The sequence below is a fragment of the Bradyrhizobium sp. NBAIM03 genome (genome assembly GCF_020194055.1).
GTDB classification, from domain to species: Bacteria; Pseudomonadota; Alphaproteobacteria; order Rhizobiales; family Xanthobacteraceae; genus Bradyrhizobium; species Bradyrhizobium yuanmingense.
Window position 1 is genome coordinate 403,384 of record NZ_JADYVS010000002.1, and the last position, 17,709, is coordinate 421,092.

Here is a 17,709-nt window from a genome sequence, read left to right on the forward strand (position 1 = left end):
GATGCCGCCCTTCCCCCGCCGTATTCGGCGTGTTAACCGGAAGGCCTGCGAGCGGCGGTATCCCCTGTAGAATGTCCAACGAGCCCGATTCGCTGTTGAAGCCGCGCGAAATGTTCAAAACCTTTTCCCTGACCGGTCTTGCGGCGCTTTTGGCCGCCACCGCACTGACGGCTGCGACGCCGGCAAGTGCGCAGATCGGCACGATCTTCTCCGATCCGCCGCCGCTGCGGCCGCCCGGCAGCATTCCGCGCGGCCAGCCCCAGCCGCAGCAGATGCCCGAGGACGACGAAGAGGTGCCGGAGCTGCCGCCGCAGGGCCGGGTGCTGCCGTCGCGCCCGATGCCGCCGCCTCCGGGCCGGCAGGGCAACGTGATGCCCGGGCCGGTCGAGACCCAGCCCCTAGCACCGCCGCCGGGCTCGACCCTCGCGCCGCCGAACCAGCCGCCCTCGGCCGCGATCACTCCGCCGGGTCCGCAAGGCGCTCCCGGAGCGCCCGGTCAGCGGCAGCCCCAGCAGAAGGGCGGCGTGCCGCAGACGCCGGCCAGCCTCCAGCCGGGCGACGAGGTCGTGACGGAGCCGCCGGCCCAGAAGATCGTGAACAAGAAGGCGACGTTCTCCGGCCTCGACAAGATCACCGGGCGCATCATCAATTTCGACGAGGAGATCGGCGAGACCGTCCAGTTCGGTGCGCTCCGCGTCAAGACCAACGCCTGCTACACGCGTCCGGCGACTGAAGCGGCCAACACCGACGCCTTCGTCGAGGTCGACGAGATCACCTTGCAGGGCGAGGTGAAGCGGATCTTCTCGGGCTGGATGTACGCGGCGAGCCCCGGCCTGCACGGCGTCGAGCATCCGATCTACGACATCTGGCTGACCGACTGCAAAGAGCCGCAGCAGACTGTGGCGACGGCGGCACCGGATCCGGCCGCGGCCAAGCCGCCGCCACCGCCGCCCGCGCAGAAGAAGGCCGCGCCCAAGCAGGTGCAGCAGCGCCCGCCGCAGCCGCTGCCGCCGATCCAGCAGCAGCAACCGGCGCCGCCACCGCCGCCACCACCGGAGCAGCGCCCAGGCCTGTTCGGCATTCCCGGATTTGGCCGCTAACCGAGCTGTTCGTTATTGCCGCGCAGCGATGATCTCGAGGGCTCGTGCGCCCGGGATCGCTTCGCCGGCGGAGAGCTTCAGGAAATCGCCGGGCTCGCCCGCCAGCGCCTTGTCGAGCAGCGCGGTATAGCGTCGCCGCGAGATCTCGACGGCGCCGAAGCTCTTCAGGTGCTCGGTGACATATTGGGTGTCGAGCAGCTCGAAGCCGCCGTGAATGAGCCGCGCGACCAGATGCACCAGCGCGACCTTCGAGGCATCGCGCACATTGTGGAACATGCTCTCGCCGAAGAAGGCCCGCCCCAGGCTGACGCCGTAGAGACCGCCGACCAGCTCGTCGCCCTGCCAGGCTTCGACGCTGTGGCAATGGCCGAGCTCGAACAGCCCGCCATAGAGGTCGCGGATACGCTTGTTGATCCAGGTGTCCTCGCGGCCCACTTGCGGCGCCGCGCAGCCGGCGATGGTCGCCTTGAATGCGGTGTTGACGGTGACGCGAAACTGATCCGAGCGCACCGTGCGCGCGAGGCGCGAGGCGACGCGGAAGCCGTCGAGCGGGATGACGCCGCGCAGCTCCGGCTCGACCCAGAACAGGGTCGGATCGTCGGCGCTTTCGGCCATCGGAAAGATGCCGCAGGCATAAGCGCGCAGCAGCACGGCCGGCGTGATTTCAGACGGGGCGGAGTCGCGCGAAGTCATGGCTTGCCATCATAGCAGGATCGCAATGCAGTTGCGATGGGTGCGGCCGGACCGCTCAGCTCGCGGCAGCGGTGCTGGTCTTGCCGACGCTTGCGGGCATGCGGCCGAACTTCAGCACGACCCGGGTTCCGGAATGCGCGGGATCGCGCTCGACCGTGGCGTCGAGCTTGGTGGCCATGGCCGCGACGATGCGCTGGCCCATGCCAGTGGAGCGCGGATCGGCCTTGGCGTTGTCGCCGACGCCGTCGTCGGTGATCGAGAGCAGGAGGTCGTCGCCTTGCGAGATCAGCTCGACATGGATCGGGCCGGCGCCGTCGGGATAGGCGTATTTCACCGCGTTCATCACCAGCTCGTTGACGATGATGCCGACGGCGACCGCACGGTCCGGATCGATCTCGATCGGCTCAGCCTTCAGCGTCAGGCGCGACATGCGGTTGCCTTCGGCCGACCGCCTGAGATCCTCGAGCAGCGAGTCCAGATACTGATTGAGGACCACGCTCTTGAGGTCCTGCGAGGTGTAGAGGCGGCGGTGCACCTGCGCCACCGCGGCGACGCGGCCCATCGCGTTGGTCAGCGCCGCCTTGACCTCGTCCTGCGCGGCGGAGCTTGCCTGCAGATGCAGCAGCGAGGCGATGATCTGGAGCGAGTTGCCGACGCGGTGATTGACCTCGCGCAGCAGGAGCTCGCGTTCGGCGGCGAGCGCCGCGTAGCGGTCGCGCGAGGCGTGGATCTCGGCCTCGGCTTCCTCGCGAGCCCGTTGCAGCTCGGCCTGGCGTAGCGCGCCTTCGGCGGCGACGTGGAGGAGCGGGATGAAGTCGCCCTGGACGTCCTTGACCAGATAGTCGGCCGCTCCCGCCTTGAGCGCCGTCACCGCGATGCTGGAATCCTGCGAGGCGGTCACGAACACGACGGGCGGCGCGTCCGGGATCGCCATGATCTGCTCGAGCGTCTCGAGCCCGTCGAGGCCTGGCATGTACTGGTCGAGCGCGACGACGTCGATGCCGCCTACGGTGCTGTTCTGGGCGGCGGCGCGGCGGATGTGCTCGAGACCTTCCTCGCCGCTCGCGGCATGGACGACCCGGAAGCCGCGCCGCGTCAGGCCGCGATCGACCAGGCGCGCCAGCGCCCCGTCGTCGTCGATGTAGAGCAGTGTCGGCGTGCGCTGGTTCATGTGGCGGCGGGCGGGACCTGGATGACCGAGAAGAACAGACCGAGCTGCCGGATGGCGTTGGCGAAATTCTCGTAGTTGACGGGCTTGGTGATGTAGACGTTGCAGCCGAGCTCGTAGCAGCGCTTGATCTCCTGGGAATCGTCGGTGGTGGTCAGCACCACCACGGGCGAGGCCTTCAGGTACTTGTTCTCCTTGATCTGCTTCAGGATGTCGATCCCGGTCATGTCGGGGAGGTTGAGGTCGAGCAGGATCAGGAGCGCGTTGCCCTTCTGCACCAGCCCGGAGCCGTCGGCGCCGAACAGGTGCCGCATGGCGTCGGTCCCGGTGGTGAAGGAGACGATCTCGTTGTTGACGCCCGAGCGGCGGATATTGCGCTCGATCAGACGGGCATGGCCCTCGTCGTCCTCGACCATGATGATGGTGACAGGCTGGGTCATCGATCTCTGTTCCGGTTGCTCACGTTCCAGGCGATCGGCAGCGTGATCGTGAAGGTGCTGCCCGTGTTGAGTTCCGATGATACCGACATGGTGCCGCCGAGGCGACGCACAAGTGCACGCACATGGGCAAGACCAATGCCCTGGCCGGGCTTGTCCTGGGTTCCCGCGCGGCGGAACAGGTCGAATATCCGCTGGTGGTCCTTGGGATCGATGCCGCGGCCGTTGTCGCTGACCTCGAAGATAGCGTAGCCGAGCTTGGTCCGCCCGCGGATTCTGATCTCGCCGGGCACGCCGGGCTTGAGATATTTGATGGCATTGTCGATCAGGTTGGAGAAAATTTGCTCGAGGGCGAGACGGTCGCTCACGAGGTCCGGCAGGGGCTCGACGTGAATCTCGGCCTGCGCCTCGGCGGCCTGGTGCGCCAGCGTCGTCACGATGGCCTCGATCAGCTCGCGCGTGTCGACCTTCACCGGCTGGAATTCGCGCCGGCCCTCGCGGGTGAGGTTGAGGATGGCCGAGATCAGCCGGTCCATCTTGGCGATCGACGATTTGATGAAGCCGAGCGCTTCGGAGAAATCCTCCTGGAGCTGCTTGTCGCCGCCCTCGAGCGCGATCTCGCCCGGCGCGGCGGGCGCGAGCGGCGCTCCTTCCGCGGGGGCGTGCGAGAGGCTGCCGATGCGGCGGAAGATGTCGCCGCCGAGCTCATCGAGCTCGCTCGTGAAGCCCATGATGTTAACGAGCGGCGAGCGCAGATCGTGGCTGACAATATAGGCAAAGCGCTGGATCTCGTCGTTGGCTTCGCGCAGATCCGCCGTGCGCTCGTCGACGACGGTCTCGAGGTTGGCGTAGGCCTCGCGCAGGCGCGCTTCGGCCGCATCGCGTTCGCGTGTCGAACGCCGCACCAGCCAGATCGAGATCAGCGCCAGCACCACAACCAGGCCGGATCCGATACCGGTCATCGAGGCGGCCAGGGTCTGGCTGCGGTCGGAGTTGGCCGTGCGGAGGCGGAACAGCCGCTCCTCCTCCCGCATCATCGTGTTGGCGACGCTGGCGATCCTCGCCGTGGCGTCCTGGGCTGCTAGCTCACGCACCAGTGCCGTGGCCTTGTCCGGCTGGCCTTGCCGAATGAAGGTCATTTCCTGCGCGAACTGGTTGAGCCGGGTTTCGATCGCCGCGCTCAGCTTCTCGACATTCTCGCGTTGCCCCGGATTGTCGACGCTCTGGCGGGTGAGCTTGTCGAGGGCCGGGATGATGGCGGCCACGGCCTTTTCATGGTCAGTCCTGAAGTTGTCTTCCCCGGTCAACAGGTAGCCACGAGCGCCGCTCTCTGCACGTCGGATCTCCAGCAGCAGGGCATTGATCTGGTTCTCCACCTCGATGGTGTGAACCACCCATTTGCTGTCCTCCCGCGCCTTGTTGACGAGGTAGACGGAACCGGCGCTGATCACGGTCAGCACCAAAAGGCCCGCCGCGAACAGCAGGATCTGCCAGAATGCGCGCCGTCGCTGGCCGTCAGCCGTCACGACGGTTCACCTGTTTACAGGCAATGGAGTCCAAAACACCCCCTTAGAACTGGCCCCAACCCTCCAGAACGCGATTGGAGGCAAGGGGTTCCATGAGAGGGCGTGATTATCGTGGCGCTGGTTCCACCTTGCCGGCCAGGTACTGCTCCAGCCAGTGGATGTGGTAGTCGCCGTTGATGATGTCGGCTTCGCGCACCAGCGCGCGGAACAACGGCAGCGTGGTCTCGATGCCCTCGACCACCATCTCGTCCAAGGCGCGGCGCAGCCGCATCAGGCATTCGGCGCGGGTCTTGCCATGCACGATCAACTTGCCAACGAGGGAGTCGTAATAGGGCGGGATCGTGTAGCCCTGGTAGACGGCGGAATCGATCCGCACCCCGAGGCCGCCGGGCGGATGATATTGCAGGATCCGGCCGGGGGAGGGGCGGAAGGTCTGCGGATTCTCGGCGTTGATGCGGCACTCGATCGCATGGCCGATGACCTGGACCTCGTCCTGCCTGGCCGGCAGGTCGCCGCCGGCGGCGATGCGGATCTGTTCCAGCACGAGGTCGATGTCGGTGATGCTCTCGGTGACGGGATGCTCCACCTGGATGCGGGTATTCATCTCGATGAAGTAGAACTCGCCGTCCTCGAACAGGAATTCGATGGTGCCGACGCCGAGATATTTCATCTCGCGCATCGCTTTCGCGCAGGTCTCGCCGATCTTGGCGCGCGCGGCGGCGGCGAGCACGGGCGAGGGGCCTTCCTCCCAGACCTTCTGGTGGCGCCGCTGCAGCGAGCAGTCGCGCTCGCCGAGATGGATCGCGCCGCCGCGGCCATCGCCGAGGATCTGGATCTCGATGTGGCGCGGCTTCTGCAGGTATTTTTCCAGATAGACCGAGGCGTCGCCAAAGGCGGATTTGGCCTCGTTGGCCGCCGTCGACAGCGCCAGTTGCAGGTCGGCCTCGCTGTGCGCGACCTTCATGCCGCGGCCGCCGCCGCCCGCCGCCGCCTTCACCAGCACGGGGAAGCCGATCTTCCTGGCGATCGCCATCGCATCGTCGTCGGGACCGACGGCGCCGTCCGAGCCGGGCACCACGGGGATGCCGAGGCGCTTGGCGGTCTTCTTGGCCTCGATCTTGTCGCCCATCAGGCGGATGTGCTCGGCCTTCGGACCGATGAAGTGCAGATTGTGCTCGGCGAGGATTTCCGCAAAGCGCGCGTTCTCGGAGAGGAAGCCGTAACCGGGATGCACCGCGTCGGCGCCCGTGATCTCGCAGGCCGCGAGCAGGGCGGGCACGTTGAGATAGCTGTCCTTGGACGCCGGCGGCCCGATGCAGACGCTCTCGTCCGACAGCCGCACATGCATGGCATCGGCGTCGGCGGTGGAGTGCACGGCGACGGTGGCGATCCCGAGCTCCTTGCAGGCCCTGAGGATGCGAAGGGCGATCTCGCCGCGGTTGGCTATGAGGATCTTGTCGAACATGTTGTCCTGCAGCGAATGGCGAGTGGCGAATGGCGAGTAGGGAAGGCTGACGCCATTCGCTATTCGCTATTCCCCATTCGCGTCACTCAATGATCACCAGCGGCTCGCCGTACTCGACCGGCTGGCCGTCCTCGACCAGGATCTGCGTCACCGTGCCGGCGCGCGGCGAGGGGATCTGGTTCATCGTCTTCATGGCTTCGATGATCAGCAGGGTCTGGCCGACTGAGACCTTGGTGCCGACGTCGATGAACGGCTTTGCGCCCGGCTCCGGCGCCCAATAGGCGGTGCCGACCATCGGCGAGGTCACGGCGCCGGGATGCTTCGACAGATCGGCCGCGGCAGGGGCCGCGGGGCTTGCTGCCACCGGCAGGGCGGCCGGAGGAGCCGTCACCTGCATCGGCATGGTCGCGGCAACGCTGATGTTGCGGGCAACGCGCAGTCGCAGACCCGCTCGCTCGATCTCGATCTCGGTGAGGCTGGTCTCATCGAGCAGAAGTGCCAGCTCGCGGACGAGCGCGGAATCCTCGCTGGAAAACTTTGCGGCTGCTTTGTCGTCTGGCTGGCGCGCCATGTTGTTTGATCCGAATGTTCTGTTGGAAGGGAGCGTCAGGCGTTGGGCTTGATGCCGAGCTTGGCGGCAAGGCCCTGGATGGCGAGGCGGTAGCCCTCGATGCCGAAACCGCAGAGCGAGGCGAAAGCCGCGCGCGCGGTGTAGGAATGGTGACGAAAACTCTCACGGGCGTGGATGTTGGTCACGTGCACCTCGACCGTCGGAATCTGCACCGCGAGCAGCGCATCGTGCAGTGCGATGGAGGTGTGGGAATAGCCGCCGGCATTGATGATGATGCCCTTCATCTTGCGCGCATGCGCCTCGTGGATGAAATCGATCAACTCGCCTTCGCGGTTGGATTGCCGGCAGTCCGCCTTCAGGGCGAACGTCGCGGCCGTGTCCCGGCACAGCGCCTCAACGTCGGCCAGCGTCGCATGGCCATACTTGTCGGGCTCGCGGGTCCCCAGCATGTTGAGGTTCGGCCCGTTCAGGACGAGGATCGTGTCGGTTGCAGGTTCGGCCATTCCAATCCCGGAAGAGGTGTTTCGGCGTGGCGGGGGTTATAGGTAACAAAGCGCGTGAGGGGAAGCCTTGAAGGGCCTTGAGGTTGGGTTCAACCGCCTCATCCAGTGCGCAAAAACCTGTGCGGAAACCACGGAAATTGCTTGTTAACCAGTCCGAAGCATGGCTGCCGGGCGCATGCAAAGGGGCGGGCATCGCTGCCCGCCCCTGAGATTGCCCGTGTCCGCCTTAGACGTTCAGGACGGCCACGATCTCGTAGGTGTCCGGATCGATGATGACGATCTCTTCCCGGACCAGGACGTACTTGTAGCTCCGCCATTCCGGATAGATCGACACGACCCGCGACGGCAGGGCGTGAAGGGTGATGCCCTCCCGCGGGATGCGGGTGCCGACCGAGATCGAGAAGTTCACGTTGGTCACCGGGGCGACGCGCTGCTCGCGGATCACGGACGTGATCTGCGTGCGCTGCTCAGTCGAAAGCTTGGCAGCGGCGCCGGCCTGGCCGACCGTGGTCGAGCTCTGGCCCTGCGCGTTCTGGGTCGAGCTGGTGCCAGTCTGACCCTGCACGTTCTGGTTGGTGCTGGTGCCGGTCTGGCCCTGAGCATTCTGGTTGGTGCTCGTGCCGGTGCCCTGTCGGGTCTCGGTGGTCGAGGTGCCGCTCTTGCTGCCCTCAGCCTTCATGTCCTTCTGGTCCTTAGCACCGGACTTGCTGGTGTCCTGGCTCATGCTCTTGGACTTGTCCTGCTGGGACTTGTCCATCTGGCCCTGCGCGCGATCATCGGTGCGCTGGCCCTTGGTGGTACCAGACTTGTCCTCGGCCGCGTTCTTGTTCATCGCGCCGCCCGAGGAGCGCTCGTCCTTCATCGCGCCGGACTTGTCTTCGGACTTCATCGTCCCGGAGCCGCCGGCCTGGCCAACGGTCCCCTTGTCCTGGCTCATCGAGCCACCGCGCTCAGCCGCGCCGCCGGAAGGCTGCGAATGCTGCATCTGCGCGCCACCGGCGCCGCCGCCGCTATCGCGGCCCATGTTGCCTTGCGCGTTCGCGAGGCCAGTGCCCGCGACGAGCGCGACTGCGGCAACCGAAATCATAAAGCGGTTCAACATCGAAATTCTCCTCACGTGTTCATTCGCGTCATTGCCCGCGCCGACAACGAAAGGGGATTTGAGTTGTTCCGGAACTTCGACTGTTCCGCGGCTTTTGTTTGTTGAACGCCAGATGAATGACTTTGCACGAAGGCGCCAACGTTCAGCGCAAGAAAAAAGGCCGGCATGTCTGCCGGCCTTTTTGTGTTCTCGCTATCGTAAAACTGTGATCAGCAGGTCGCCTTGCCGCAACGGGCAATGCCGATCTTCTCCTTCAGGCTTTCAACACCGACGGCACCGATCACGATCTGCTTGCCGATCACGTAGCTCGGCGTACCGTTCATGCCCATCGCTTCGGCAAGCTTGAAATTCTCCTCGAGGGTGGCGCGCACCTCGGGGCTGGCGATGTCCTTCTCGATGCGAGCCGTGTCGAGACCGGCTTCCTTGGCGGCTTGCATCGCGCGGGCCTTGTCGGCGGCGCCGCGGCCGCTGAGCAGTTTCTGATGGAAGTCGAGATATTTCTTGCCGGAGGGATCCTGCATGCGCACGGCGACCCCGACCTGCGCCGCTTCCACCGAGCCCTGGCTCAGCACCGGAAATTCCTTCAGCACCACCTTCAGCTTCGGATCGCCCTTCATGATGGTCAGCATGTCGTCCATCGCGCGCTTGCAATAGCCGCAATTGTAGTCGAAGAACTCGACGAAGGTGACGTCGCCGTCCCTGTTGCCGAGCACGACCTGGCGTGGCGAGTTGAAGATCGCCTCGGCGTTCTGCGCGATGCTGGCTTGGTGCTTCTGCGTTTCGGCCGCGGCCTGGCGCTTGCTGAGCTCGGCCATGGCCTCCTCGAGCACCTCGGGATGGCTGACGAGATAGTTCTTGATGATCTTCTCGATCTCGGTGCGCTGGCTGTCGGAGAAACTGTCGGCCGAGGCGGGCACGGCTGCGCCGAACATGGCGAGCGCGAACAAGGCAGGAGCGAACAGGCGCAGCGAAGGCATAGTCAAATCCTCTTATCCAAAGCAGGTTTCGAGAAACGTCCCGGCGGATTCAAGCCCGGTGTCGTGACGTCGTGGTCGGGCGTCGTTCGAGTTTGCGTCAGTTGCGCGGCGGCTTCGCCGCCACGATGTCGTCGGCCTTGACCCATCCGGGGGTGCCGACGGCGAAACGTGTTTTCGCGCGCGTGGCAAGCTCGCGGGCGGTTTTGTTGTCGCCGCGCAAATATGCGGCCTGGGCCGAGGCGAGATCTGCCTCCGCATAATCTCCCTTCCGGCCATAGGCCATCGCGAGCTGGGTATAACCGAGCGCCGCCTCGGGCTCCCGGGCCACCGCGGCGCGGAGAATCCGAACGGCATCGTCGGTGTAGGCCTTATTATCGGTTCCGACCAGAGCCTGCCCAAGTAACATCTCGATGAGGGGGGCGTTGTTCGAGAGGGCGACGGCCTTACGCAAGGGAGCGATCGCTTCGGCCGCCTTGCCGCTTTCCAGGAGCGCCTGGCCGCGCACCTCGTAGAAATACGGGTTGTTCGGCTGCACCTGGATCAGCGCGTCGATCTGAGCGAGCGCGCTGCGCAGATCACCGTGCAGATAGGTGCTGATGGCGCGGGCATAGCGCGCCGGCAGGCTGTCGTTGGTCTGGGGATAGCGGCGGTACACCGTCTCCGGCCGCTCCATGAAGGCGGAGATTTTGGCGCGGACCATGTCATGCCGAAGCTGGAGCGCGGGATCGTCCTTCTTGTTCCAGTAGGGGCTGGAGCTTGCGAACTCCTGTAGTGCGGCGACGCGCTCGGCCGGCATCGGATGCGACTGCAGATAGGGATCGGCGCCGCGCGCGGCGAACAGGCTCTCGCTGGTGAAGCGCTTGAACGTCTCGTACATGCCCTTGGGCGATTGCTGGGTCGCAGCCAGGAATTTCACGCCGGCGCGGTCGGCATTCTCCTCCTGCTGGCGCTGGTAGGACAGCAGCGTGCGGCGGATCACCTCCTGCGGAGCGGCGATGGCGGCCGCGCCAGCATTGGCGAGCCCGTTGTTGCCTACGCTGCTGCGCTGCGTGCTGCCGGCCGCAATCGCGCCGGCGCCGAGCAGCATCGCGATGATCATCTGGGTCTGGGCGGCGGCGAGCTGCTCGCGCAGCTTGGACAGATGGCCGCCCGCCAGGTGTCCGGTCTCGTGCGCGAGCACGCCGATGATCTGGTTCGGCGTCTCCGATTGCAGGATCGCGCCCCAATTGACGAAGATGCGGCGGCCATCCGCGACGAAGGCGTTGAACGAGCCGTCGTTGATGATCACCATCTGGATGTTGTGCTTCTCCAGACCCGCAACGCGCAGGATCGGACGCGTGTATTCGCGCAGCAGCTGCTCGGTCTCGGTGTCGCGCAGGACCGGCGGCCCCTTGGCCTGCGCGCGCGCGGCCGTGAACGGCGTCAGCGCGATCGCCGTGGCCGTGACGAGGGCGGTGAGGGCGGAGGCCTTCTTGCGCAATGCGATCTGGAGCGACATCAAGCGGTCTTGGTCAAAAGGGGCTCGGTCAAGTGGTCTTGGTCAAGCAGTTCAGTGATTGGTTTTGGCGATTGGCGGCGGACCGGATACGCGATATGCCCTTGTGAGCGGTGCCCTTATGAGCCGTACAATGCGGCCAGTCTGGGGCACAAGCGCCCCGTTTACGGACCGGACGGACCGGTTCGCCAGCCAATAGCAGAAATCGATGCACGACGCGACATTGAGGAACCGGTTGGGGCAGTGGCTCGAGCCCTCCCGCCGCAGCGATGTTCCCCCGTTCATGGTGATGGACGTCATGGCCGCGGCGGCCCGAATCGAGGCCGCCGGCGGTCATGTGATCCACATGGAGGTCGGCCAGCCCGCGGCCGGCGCGCCCAGGACCGCGATCGCGGCCGCCCATGCGGCGCTCGAGGCCGGACGAATCGACTATACGTCCGCGCTCGGCATCCCTTCCTTGCGCGCGCGCATCGCGCGCCATTATCGCGACACCTATGGCTGCGATGTCAGCCCCGAGCGGATCGTGGTGACGACGGGCTCATCGGGCGGCTTCATCTTGGCGTTCCTGTCGATGTTCGAACCTGGCGATCGCGTCGCCGTGACGGTGCCGGGCTATCCGCCGTATCGACACATCCTGACCGCGCTCGGCTGCGAGCCGGTGCTGATCGAGACCACGAACGAAACGCGTCACGCGCTCACCGGCGAGGCCCTGCTCGCAGCGCATCGCAAGGCGCCGCTGAAGGGTGTTCTGGTCGGCAGCCCCGCCAATCCGACGGGCACGATGATGTCCCGTGAAGCGCTCGCCGGCCTGATCGCGGCCGCGGAAGACGCCGGCATCCGCTTCATCTCCGATGAGATCTATCACGGGCTCGATTACGCGTTTCCGGCCGTGACTGCGGCCGCGCTGTCCGAGCACGCGCTCGTGATCAATTCGTTCTCGAAGTATTTTTGTATGACCGGTTGGCGCGTCGGCTGGATGGTGGTGCCCGAGATCCTTGTGCGGCCGATCGAGCGGCTGCAGCAGAACCTCTCGATCTCGGTGCCGGCGCTGTCGCAGATCGCGGCGGAGGCCGCCTTCGACGGCGCGGCCGAGATGGAGGAGATCAAGCACGGCTACCAGGAAAACCGGCGCGTCCTGATCGATGGTTTGCCCAAGGCGGGACTGACGAAATTCCTGCCGGCCGACGGCGCCTTCTATCTCTATGCAGACGTCTCGGACTTCACCGCCGACAGTTTCGAATTCGCAAAGCAGATGCTGGAGCAGGCGCGCGTGGCGGCAACGCCCGGCCTTGATTTCGATCCCATCCATGGCCGCTCGTTCATTCGTTTCTCCTATGCGCGCTCGCCAGGGGAGATGCGTGAGGCAGTTGACCGGATTGCTGAGTGGCTTAAATAACTGCGCCAGTTTTCTTCAGCCTTCCGGAGTTCAGCTTGTCAGACCGTTCCGTCCCGTCCGCCGCTGCGCCACATTCCTCTCTCGCCGCTTTGATGTGGCCGACCCGGCCAGGCGAATCCGTCGGCGCGCTGCGTGCCGTCGTGCTGGTCGCGCTCGGCACGGCGTTGATGGCGCTGTCGGCCAAGGTGAATCTGCCGCTGCCTTACGTGCCCATGACGTTGCAGACGTTGGTGGTGCTGATGATCGGCGCCGCCTATGGCTGGCGCCTCGGCAGCGCGACCATGATCGCTTACCTCGCCGAGGGCGCGATCGGGCTGCCGGTGTTCGCGGGCCCCGTGGGCGGGATCGCGCCGCTGGTCGGCCCGACCGCGGGCTATCTGTTCGGTTTCGTGCTGGCTGCGTTCGCGACCGGTTGGCTCGCCGAGCGCGGCTGGGATCGCAGCGTCGTGCTGCTGTTTGCGGCGATGGCTGTTGGCCACATCGTCATTCTCGCGGCCGGATTCGGCTGGCTGGCATTCGGCCTTGGTCTCGGCGCCACCAAGGCCTGGCAGGTCGGCATCGTGCCGTTCATCGCGGCCTCGCTGGTCAAGAATGCGCTCGGCGCGACCCTGATGCCGGGGGCGCGCCGGATTGTCGAGCGTCGCGGATAGGACGCGCTCGCTAAAATCGCTCGGGCCGGTACGGCGTGGGATCGACCGCGGGCGTTTCGCCGCTCATCATTTCCGCGAGCAGGCGCCCGGTCGCAGGTCCCAGCGTAAAACCCTGGTGGCCGTGGCCGAAATTCATCCACAGGCCGGGGTGGCGCGGGGCTGGGCCGAGCACCGGGAGCATATCGGGCGTGCAGGGCCTCGTGCCGAACCACGGATCCGGCTCGACCCGTTTGCCGAGGTCGATCAGCTCGCGCGCCGAGGCTTCGGCGCTGGCGAGCTGCACCGGGGTTGCGAGCGCGTCCGCGCCCGTCAATTCCGCGCCGGTGGTGATGCGGATGCCCTTGGCCATCGGCCCCATGGCGTAGCCACGGGCCTTGTCGACCAGCGGCAGGTCGAGCGAAGCGCCGCCGCTGTAATGCATGTGGTAGCCGCGCTTGCGCACCAGCGGGATGCGATAGCCGAATTTGTACAATAAATCAGGCGACCACGGCCCGAGCGTCACGACGGCGTGGGCAGCGTCGATGCGGCCCTGGTCGGTGTCCACCGACCAGCCGGTCGCGGTCTGTCGCAGCGACTGCGCATCACCGAGCACGATCCTGCCGCCGAGGCGCGCGAACAAGTCGGCATAGGCCGTGACCAGCGCGCCGGGGTCGGACACGGTCCAGGTGTCGAGCCAGTGGATCGCTCCCGGGAGATCGTCGCGCAGGATCGGCTCGGCCCTGGCAAGCTCGCTGCCCGACAGCACGCGGTAGTTCACGCCAAATTCGCGCTGATCTTCCTCGGCAGCCTTGACCGAGAGATCCAACGAAGCGGCATCGCGAAACAGCGCTCGGTAGCCGGCGCGGCGGATGAGATTGTCGGCATGCGCCTCGCGGATCAGGATGTCGTGCTCGGCCGTTGCGTAGGCGATCAGCCGTGCCCAGGCCTCGATCGCCTCGCGATGCCGCCTCGGCGCCGAATGCCACCAATAGCGGAGCAGGGGCTCGATGTGGAGATGCAGCGAGGAGAGGCTGTAGCGCACGTCGTTGGTGCGGCCGGTCGCGATCTTCAAAAGCGAAGCGAGGTCGCGCGGCATCGGATAGGGGCGTACCGCTTCGGCCTGGATCATCCCCGCGTTGCCGTAGCTGGTCTCGCGGCCCGGCTCCCTGCGATCGATCAGCGTCACCCACCAGCCGCGCCGCTGCAGATGCAGCGCGGCGCCGACGCCCACCATGCCGCCGCCGAGAATGATCGCGCTTTGCATCGCAACTGACCTCATCAAATCAAAACCGCCCGGTTGGGCCGGGCGGTTTCAATTCCATTTGTCCCTTTACTCGCCGCCGCCGAAACGGCGTGACCACCAGCCGGCACGACGTGGGGCGGCCGGGGTTTCGCTTGCCGCCTCCGGCGCGGGCTCAGGTGCCGGCGCGGGTGCAGCAACCGGCTCGGTCGCCTCCGCCGCCGGCGTTGCGGGCTCCGCCTGGCTGTTCGCCAGGAAGCTCACCTTTTCGCGCACGGTGGAGCGGCGCCGCGCGGCCCTGTCGCCGGCTGACTCTTCGTCCGGCGTTGCGGTCGTCGCGGCGGGAGCGGGCTCCGGCTGGGCCGGCGCCTCGGTTCGGATCTCGGCGTGCGGCTCAGGCTCCGCAACTTGCGGCTCGCCGGTCGGCTCGGCCTGCGCGATCGAAGGCGAAGCCTGGCTGCCGAGGCCGTCGAAATCGGCCACTGCATCGGCAGCTTCCGGCGGCGGGTTGGTGCCGAGCTCGTCGCTGATGGAGCCGGCAAGACCTTCCTCGCCGCCACCGCGACGGCGGCGACCGCCGCGGCGGCCACGCCGACGCCGGCGATCACCGCTGCCCTGCTGTTCGCCACGGGCGGCCTGTTCCTCGCCCTCCTCACCGTCCTGCTCGGACTCGGTCTCCTCCTCGCTTTCGCCGGCGATCATCGCGGGCTCAGGCACGGTCGGCGCCGTATCCTCGCGCAACTCTCCTTCGCGCTGGCCGCCGCGGCCGCGCCGGCGGCGCCGGCGCTTGCGGCGCTGGCCGTCCTGCTCCGAGGCTGCCTCGCCGCCAGCCTGCTCGTCGGCAAGGCCTTCGGTCTCGTCGGTTTCGACCTCGGATTCCGTCTCCAGGTCGAAGACGTCCTCGTCGTCATAGGCCTCTTCGGCCGGTGGCGGCGGGCTCGCAGCGGCTTGCGCAACGAGCAGCGCCTTGGCGGCTTCGAGCGTATGCACCTGCTCGCCGCGGTCGATCACATAGGCCTGCGGACCGCTGACGCCGGGATCGGCGATCACCGACAGCGTGACCTTGAAGCCGTTCTCGAGATCGCGCAGATGGCCGCGCTTGTGGTTCAGCACATAGAGCGCGACGTCGGTGCGGGTGCGGACCACGAGATTGTGGGTGGCGCCCTTCATCAGGATCTCTTCGAGGCCGCGCAGGAGCTGCAGCGCCACCGAGGACACCGAGCGGACGTGGCCGGTGCCGCCGCAATGCGGGCACGGATCGGTCGAGGATTCCAGCACGCTGGCGCGGATGCGCTGGCGCGACATCTCGAGCAGGCCGAAATGCGAGATGCGGCCGACCTGGATGCGCGCGCGATCCTGCCTGAGGCAATCGGACAGCTTGCGCTCGACCGCGCGGTTGTTGCGCTTCTCGTCCATGTCGATGAAATCGATGACGATCAGGCCGGCGAGGTCGCGTAGGCGGAGCTGGCGGGCGACCTCTTCAGCCGCTTCCATGTTGGTCTTGAGCGCGGTGTCCTCGATATGGTGCTCGCGCGTCGATCGTCCCGAGTTGACGTCGATCGAGACCAGCGCCTCGGTCTGGTTGATGACGATGTAGCCGCCGGAGCGCAGCTGCACGGTCGGCGAGAACATCGCATCGAGCTGGCTCTCGACGCCCATGCGCGAGAACAGCGGCTGGCCGTCGCGATATTGCTTCACCGCGCCAACATTGGCGGGCATCAGCATCTTCATGAAGTCGCGGGCCTCGCGGTGGCCGGCTTCGCCGGCGACCAGGATCTCGTCGATCTCCTTGTTGTAGAGGTCGCGCAGCGAGCGCTTGATCAGCGAGCCTTCCTCGTAGACGAGGGTCGGGGCCTGCGATTTCAGCGTGAGGTCGCGCACCGTCTCCCACATCCGGATCAGATATTCGAAGTCGCGCTTGATCTCGGGCTTGGTCCGGGCGGCGCCCGCGGTACGCAGGATGATGCCCATGCCCTCGGGCACGTCGAGGTCCTGCACCACTTCCTTCAGGCGCGAGCGGTCCTGCGCGCTGGTGATCTTGCGGCTAATGCCGCCGCCGCGTGCGGTGTTCGGCATCAGGACGGCGTAGCGGCCGGCGAGCGAGAGGTAGGTCGTCAGCGCCGCGCCCTTGTTGCCGCGCTCTTCCTTGACGACCTGAACCAGCATCACCTGGCGGCGCTTGATGACTTCCTGGATCTTGTACTGGCGGCGCGGGCGGAAGGTGCGCTCCGGCACTTCCTCGAGCACGTCGTCGCCGCCGACGGATTCGACGACTTCCTCTTCGGCATCCTCGCCGTCCTCGTCCTCGTCGTCCTCCTCGGCTGCTTCCCCGGCGTCCGCATGCGGGGCTTCCGTGCTTTCGCCGGCGGTGTAGATGGCCTCGGCCGGCTCGGCGGCCGATGTCACGGCTTCGGCCAGAGGCTCCGCCTGCGCTTCCGCGGCATGAGCTTCTGGAGCGGGAACGTCGAAGGTTGACGCCGGCTGCGGCTCGGCAGCGGTTTCGACCGCGGGCTCGGCGCCGACCGCCGCGACAGGCGCGGGCGTCTCGTCGGCGTGATCATGATCGTGATGATCGCGTTCGTCCTCGCGGCCGTGGGCATCATCGTGAGCGTGATCGTGCTCGTCATCGCGGGCATGACGATGTTCGTCATGATCATGGTCACCATGATCGGGATCGTGGCCTTCGTGCTCGCCATGATGCTCCGTATCGGCGTGCGGATGCTCGCCCTCGGCATGCTCGGGCAGCGCGGCGCCTTCGACCGGCTGAGCGGCGGGATCGGCGCCGGCTTCGAGACCTTCGACGATGTCGCTGCGCACGCGCTCGCCATGACCGCGGCGGCGGGCGTTGCGGTGCCGCGAGCGGCGACGGCCGTGCGAGCGGTTCTCGCTTTCTTCCTCGGCCTCGCGATGGGCCTGTTCCTCGGCCTCGATCAGCGCCTGCCGGTCGGCGACCGGGATCTGGTAATAGTCGGGATGGATTTCGCTGAAGGCGAGAAAGCCGTGGCGATTGCCGCCATATTCGACGAAAGCAGCCTGGAGCGAGGGTTCGACCCTTGTGACCTTGGCGAGGTAGATATTCCCGCGCAGCTGCTTGCGTTGCGCGGTCTCGAAATCAAACTCTTCGACACGATTGCCGCGGACCACGACGACCCGGGTCTCCTCCGGGTGGGTGGCATCGATCAACATCTTGTTGGGCATGTCTTAACTCTTGGCGGCGGCGGACGCGATAAGCCGTGGGCGCGTATCGCGCCGGCGGGTGACGCGACGGTCCACCTGATTCGGGGGTGAGGGGAAGGCCGAAACGCCGTCTCTCGCGCCTTGCCGAACCGGAAGCTTCAGGACCATTGCGACGCACGGGATTGTCACTCCGCAGCGTCGCGAATGCTCCTTCAGATTTCGTCGGCACA

General features: G+C 66.5%; 15 protein-coding genes. 3 read left to right on the forward strand and 12 right to left on the reverse strand.

Annotated elements, in window-relative coordinates:
* Positions 1-71 precede the first annotated feature (71 nt).
* On the forward strand, positions 72-1,100 hold the full coding sequence (locus I6F21_RS04665) for a DUF2155 domain-containing protein (protein ID WP_192893224.1): 1,029 nt from the start codon (positions 72-74) through the stop codon (positions 1,098-1,100).
* Between the two features lie 12 nt (positions 1,101-1,112).
* Here I6F21_RS04665 and aat read toward each other — a convergent pair whose 3' ends face one another.
* The 10 genes from aat to I6F21_RS04715 all read right to left on the reverse strand — a co-directional run bounded on the left by aat (position 1,113) and on the right by I6F21_RS04715 (position 11,040).
* The gene (gene aat / locus I6F21_RS04670) at positions 1,113-1,793 is read right to left on the reverse strand and encodes a leucyl/phenylalanyl-tRNA--protein transferase (protein ID WP_225125575.1); all 681 of its coding nucleotides are present in this window, start codon (positions 1,791-1,793) and stop codon (positions 1,113-1,115) included.
* A 55-nt stretch (positions 1,794-1,848) separates the two neighbouring features.
* Positions 1,849-2,964 (reverse strand): histidine kinase dimerization/phosphoacceptor domain -containing protein, encoded by a 1,116-nt coding sequence (locus tag I6F21_RS04675; RefSeq protein ID WP_225140338.1) that lies wholly within the window; start codon positions 2,962-2,964, stop codon positions 1,849-1,851.
* Positions 2,961-3,401, reverse strand: a complete 441-nt coding sequence (locus I6F21_RS04680; protein ID WP_036000093.1) for a response regulator — start codon at positions 3,399-3,401, stop codon at positions 2,961-2,963. Before I6F21_RS04680 ends, I6F21_RS04675 begins: the two co-directional genes overlap by 4 nt.
* Positions 3,398-4,924 (reverse strand): CHASE3 domain-containing protein, encoded by a 1,527-nt coding sequence (locus I6F21_RS04685; protein WP_225140339.1) that lies wholly within the window; start codon positions 4,922-4,924, stop codon positions 3,398-3,400. Before I6F21_RS04685 ends, I6F21_RS04680 begins: the two co-directional genes overlap by 4 nt.
* A 106-nt stretch (positions 4,925-5,030) precedes the next feature.
* Positions 5,031-6,389, reverse strand: a complete 1,359-nt coding sequence (accC, locus tag I6F21_RS04690; protein ID WP_057029059.1) for an acetyl-CoA carboxylase biotin carboxylase subunit — start codon at positions 6,387-6,389, stop codon at positions 5,031-5,033.
* A gap of 82 nt (positions 6,390-6,471) precedes the next feature.
* Positions 6,472-6,960 carry an acetyl-CoA carboxylase biotin carboxyl carrier protein gene (gene accB, locus I6F21_RS04695; RefSeq protein ID WP_036022883.1) on the reverse strand — a complete coding sequence of 163 codons (489 nt, stop codon included), beginning with the start codon at positions 6,958-6,960 and terminating at the stop codon, positions 6,472-6,474.
* A 35-nt stretch (positions 6,961-6,995) separates the two neighbouring features.
* The gene (gene aroQ, locus I6F21_RS04700) at positions 6,996-7,463 is read right to left on the reverse strand and encodes a type II 3-dehydroquinate dehydratase (protein ID WP_036033642.1); all 468 of its coding nucleotides are present in this window, start codon (positions 7,461-7,463) and stop codon (positions 6,996-6,998) included.
* Positions 7,464-7,689: 226 nt separating this feature from the next.
* Complete coding sequence (locus I6F21_RS04705) at positions 7,690-8,565, reverse strand: DUF1236 domain-containing protein (RefSeq protein ID WP_109143915.1); 876 nt, start codon at positions 8,563-8,565, stop codon at positions 7,690-7,692.
* Positions 8,566-8,774: 209 nt separating this feature from the next.
* Complete coding sequence (locus I6F21_RS04710) at positions 8,775-9,542, reverse strand: DsbA family protein (protein ID WP_036000050.1); 768 nt, start codon at positions 9,540-9,542, stop codon at positions 8,775-8,777.
* A 97-nt stretch (positions 9,543-9,639) separates the two neighbouring features.
* Positions 9,640-11,040 carry a M48 family metalloprotease gene (locus tag I6F21_RS04715; RefSeq protein WP_225140340.1) on the reverse strand — a complete coding sequence of 467 codons (1,401 nt, stop codon included), beginning with the start codon at positions 11,038-11,040 and terminating at the stop codon, positions 9,640-9,642.
* A 205-nt stretch (positions 11,041-11,245) separates the two neighbouring features.
* Here I6F21_RS04715 and I6F21_RS04720 point away from each other — a divergent pair, with 205 nt between their 5' ends.
* Both I6F21_RS04720 and I6F21_RS04725 read left to right on the forward strand, forming a co-directional pair.
* Positions 11,246-12,433 (forward strand): aminotransferase class I/II-fold pyridoxal phosphate-dependent enzyme, encoded by a 1,188-nt coding sequence (locus tag I6F21_RS04720; RefSeq protein ID WP_225140341.1) that lies wholly within the window; start codon positions 11,246-11,248, stop codon positions 12,431-12,433.
* 92 nt (positions 12,434-12,525) lie between these two features.
* Positions 12,526-13,083 carry a biotin transporter BioY gene (locus I6F21_RS04725; RefSeq protein WP_225140365.1) on the forward strand — a complete coding sequence of 186 codons (558 nt, stop codon included), beginning with the start codon at positions 12,526-12,528 and terminating at the stop codon, positions 13,081-13,083.
* Positions 13,084-13,093: 10 nt separating this feature from the next.
* Here I6F21_RS04725 and I6F21_RS04730 read toward each other — a convergent pair whose 3' ends face one another.
* Together I6F21_RS04730 and I6F21_RS04735 are read right to left on the reverse strand one after the other, a co-directional pair.
* Positions 13,094-14,326: an FAD-binding oxidoreductase gene (locus I6F21_RS04730; RefSeq protein WP_225140342.1), complete on the reverse strand. Its 1,233-nt coding sequence runs from the start codon at positions 14,324-14,326 to the stop codon at positions 13,094-13,096.
* A 66-nt stretch (positions 14,327-14,392) separates the two neighbouring features.
* Positions 14,393-17,500, reverse strand: coding sequence for a ribonuclease E/G (locus I6F21_RS04735; protein WP_036000036.1), 3,108 nt, complete (start codon positions 17,498-17,500; stop codon positions 14,393-14,395).
* Between the last annotated feature and the right edge of the window lie 209 nt (positions 17,501-17,709).

What these genes read in the sequence shown, in the direction of transcription:
- I6F21_RS04705 (WP_109143915.1), bottom strand. Translation starts at nt 8,565, where the DNA reads ATGTTGAACCGCTTTATGATTTCGGTTGCCGCAGTCGCGCTCGTCGCG.
- I6F21_RS04680 (WP_036000093.1), bottom strand. Translation starts at nt 3,401, where the DNA reads ATGACCCAGCCTGTCACCATCATCATGGTCGAGGACGACGAGGGCCAT.
- I6F21_RS04675 (WP_225140338.1), bottom strand. Translation starts at nt 2,964, where the DNA reads ATGAACCAGCGCACGCCGACACTGCTCTACATCGACGACGACGGGGCG.
- aat (WP_225125575.1), bottom strand. Translation starts at nt 1,793, where the DNA reads ATGACTTCGCGCGACTCCGCCCCGTCTGAAATCACGCCGGCCGTGCTG.
- I6F21_RS04730 (WP_225140342.1), bottom strand. Translation starts at nt 14,326, where the DNA reads ATGCAAAGCGCGATCATTCTCGGCGGCGGCATGGTGGGCGTCGGCGCC.
- I6F21_RS04725 (WP_225140365.1), top strand. Translation starts at nt 12,526, where the DNA reads ATGTGGCCGACCCGGCCAGGCGAATCCGTCGGCGCGCTGCGTGCCGTC.
- I6F21_RS04710 (WP_036000050.1), bottom strand. Translation starts at nt 9,542, where the DNA reads ATGCCTTCGCTGCGCCTGTTCGCTCCTGCCTTGTTCGCGCTCGCCATG.
- I6F21_RS04665 (WP_192893224.1), top strand. Translation starts at nt 72, where the DNA reads ATGTCCAACGAGCCCGATTCGCTGTTGAAGCCGCGCGAAATGTTCAAA.
- accC (WP_057029059.1), bottom strand. Translation starts at nt 6,389, where the DNA reads ATGTTCGACAAGATCCTCATAGCCAACCGCGGCGAGATCGCCCTTCGC.
- I6F21_RS04715 (WP_225140340.1), bottom strand. Translation starts at nt 11,040, where the DNA reads ATGTCGCTCCAGATCGCATTGCGCAAGAAGGCCTCCGCCCTCACCGCC.
- aroQ (WP_036033642.1), bottom strand. Translation starts at nt 7,463, where the DNA reads ATGGCCGAACCTGCAACCGACACGATCCTCGTCCTGAACGGGCCGAAC.
- I6F21_RS04720 (WP_225140341.1), top strand. Translation starts at nt 11,246, where the DNA reads ATGCACGACGCGACATTGAGGAACCGGTTGGGGCAGTGGCTCGAGCCC.
- I6F21_RS04735 (WP_036000036.1), bottom strand. Translation starts at nt 17,500, where the DNA reads ATGCCCAACAAGATGTTGATCGATGCCACCCACCCGGAGGAGACCCGG.
- accB (WP_036022883.1), bottom strand. Translation starts at nt 6,960, where the DNA reads ATGGCGCGCCAGCCAGACGACAAAGCAGCCGCAAAGTTTTCCAGCGAG.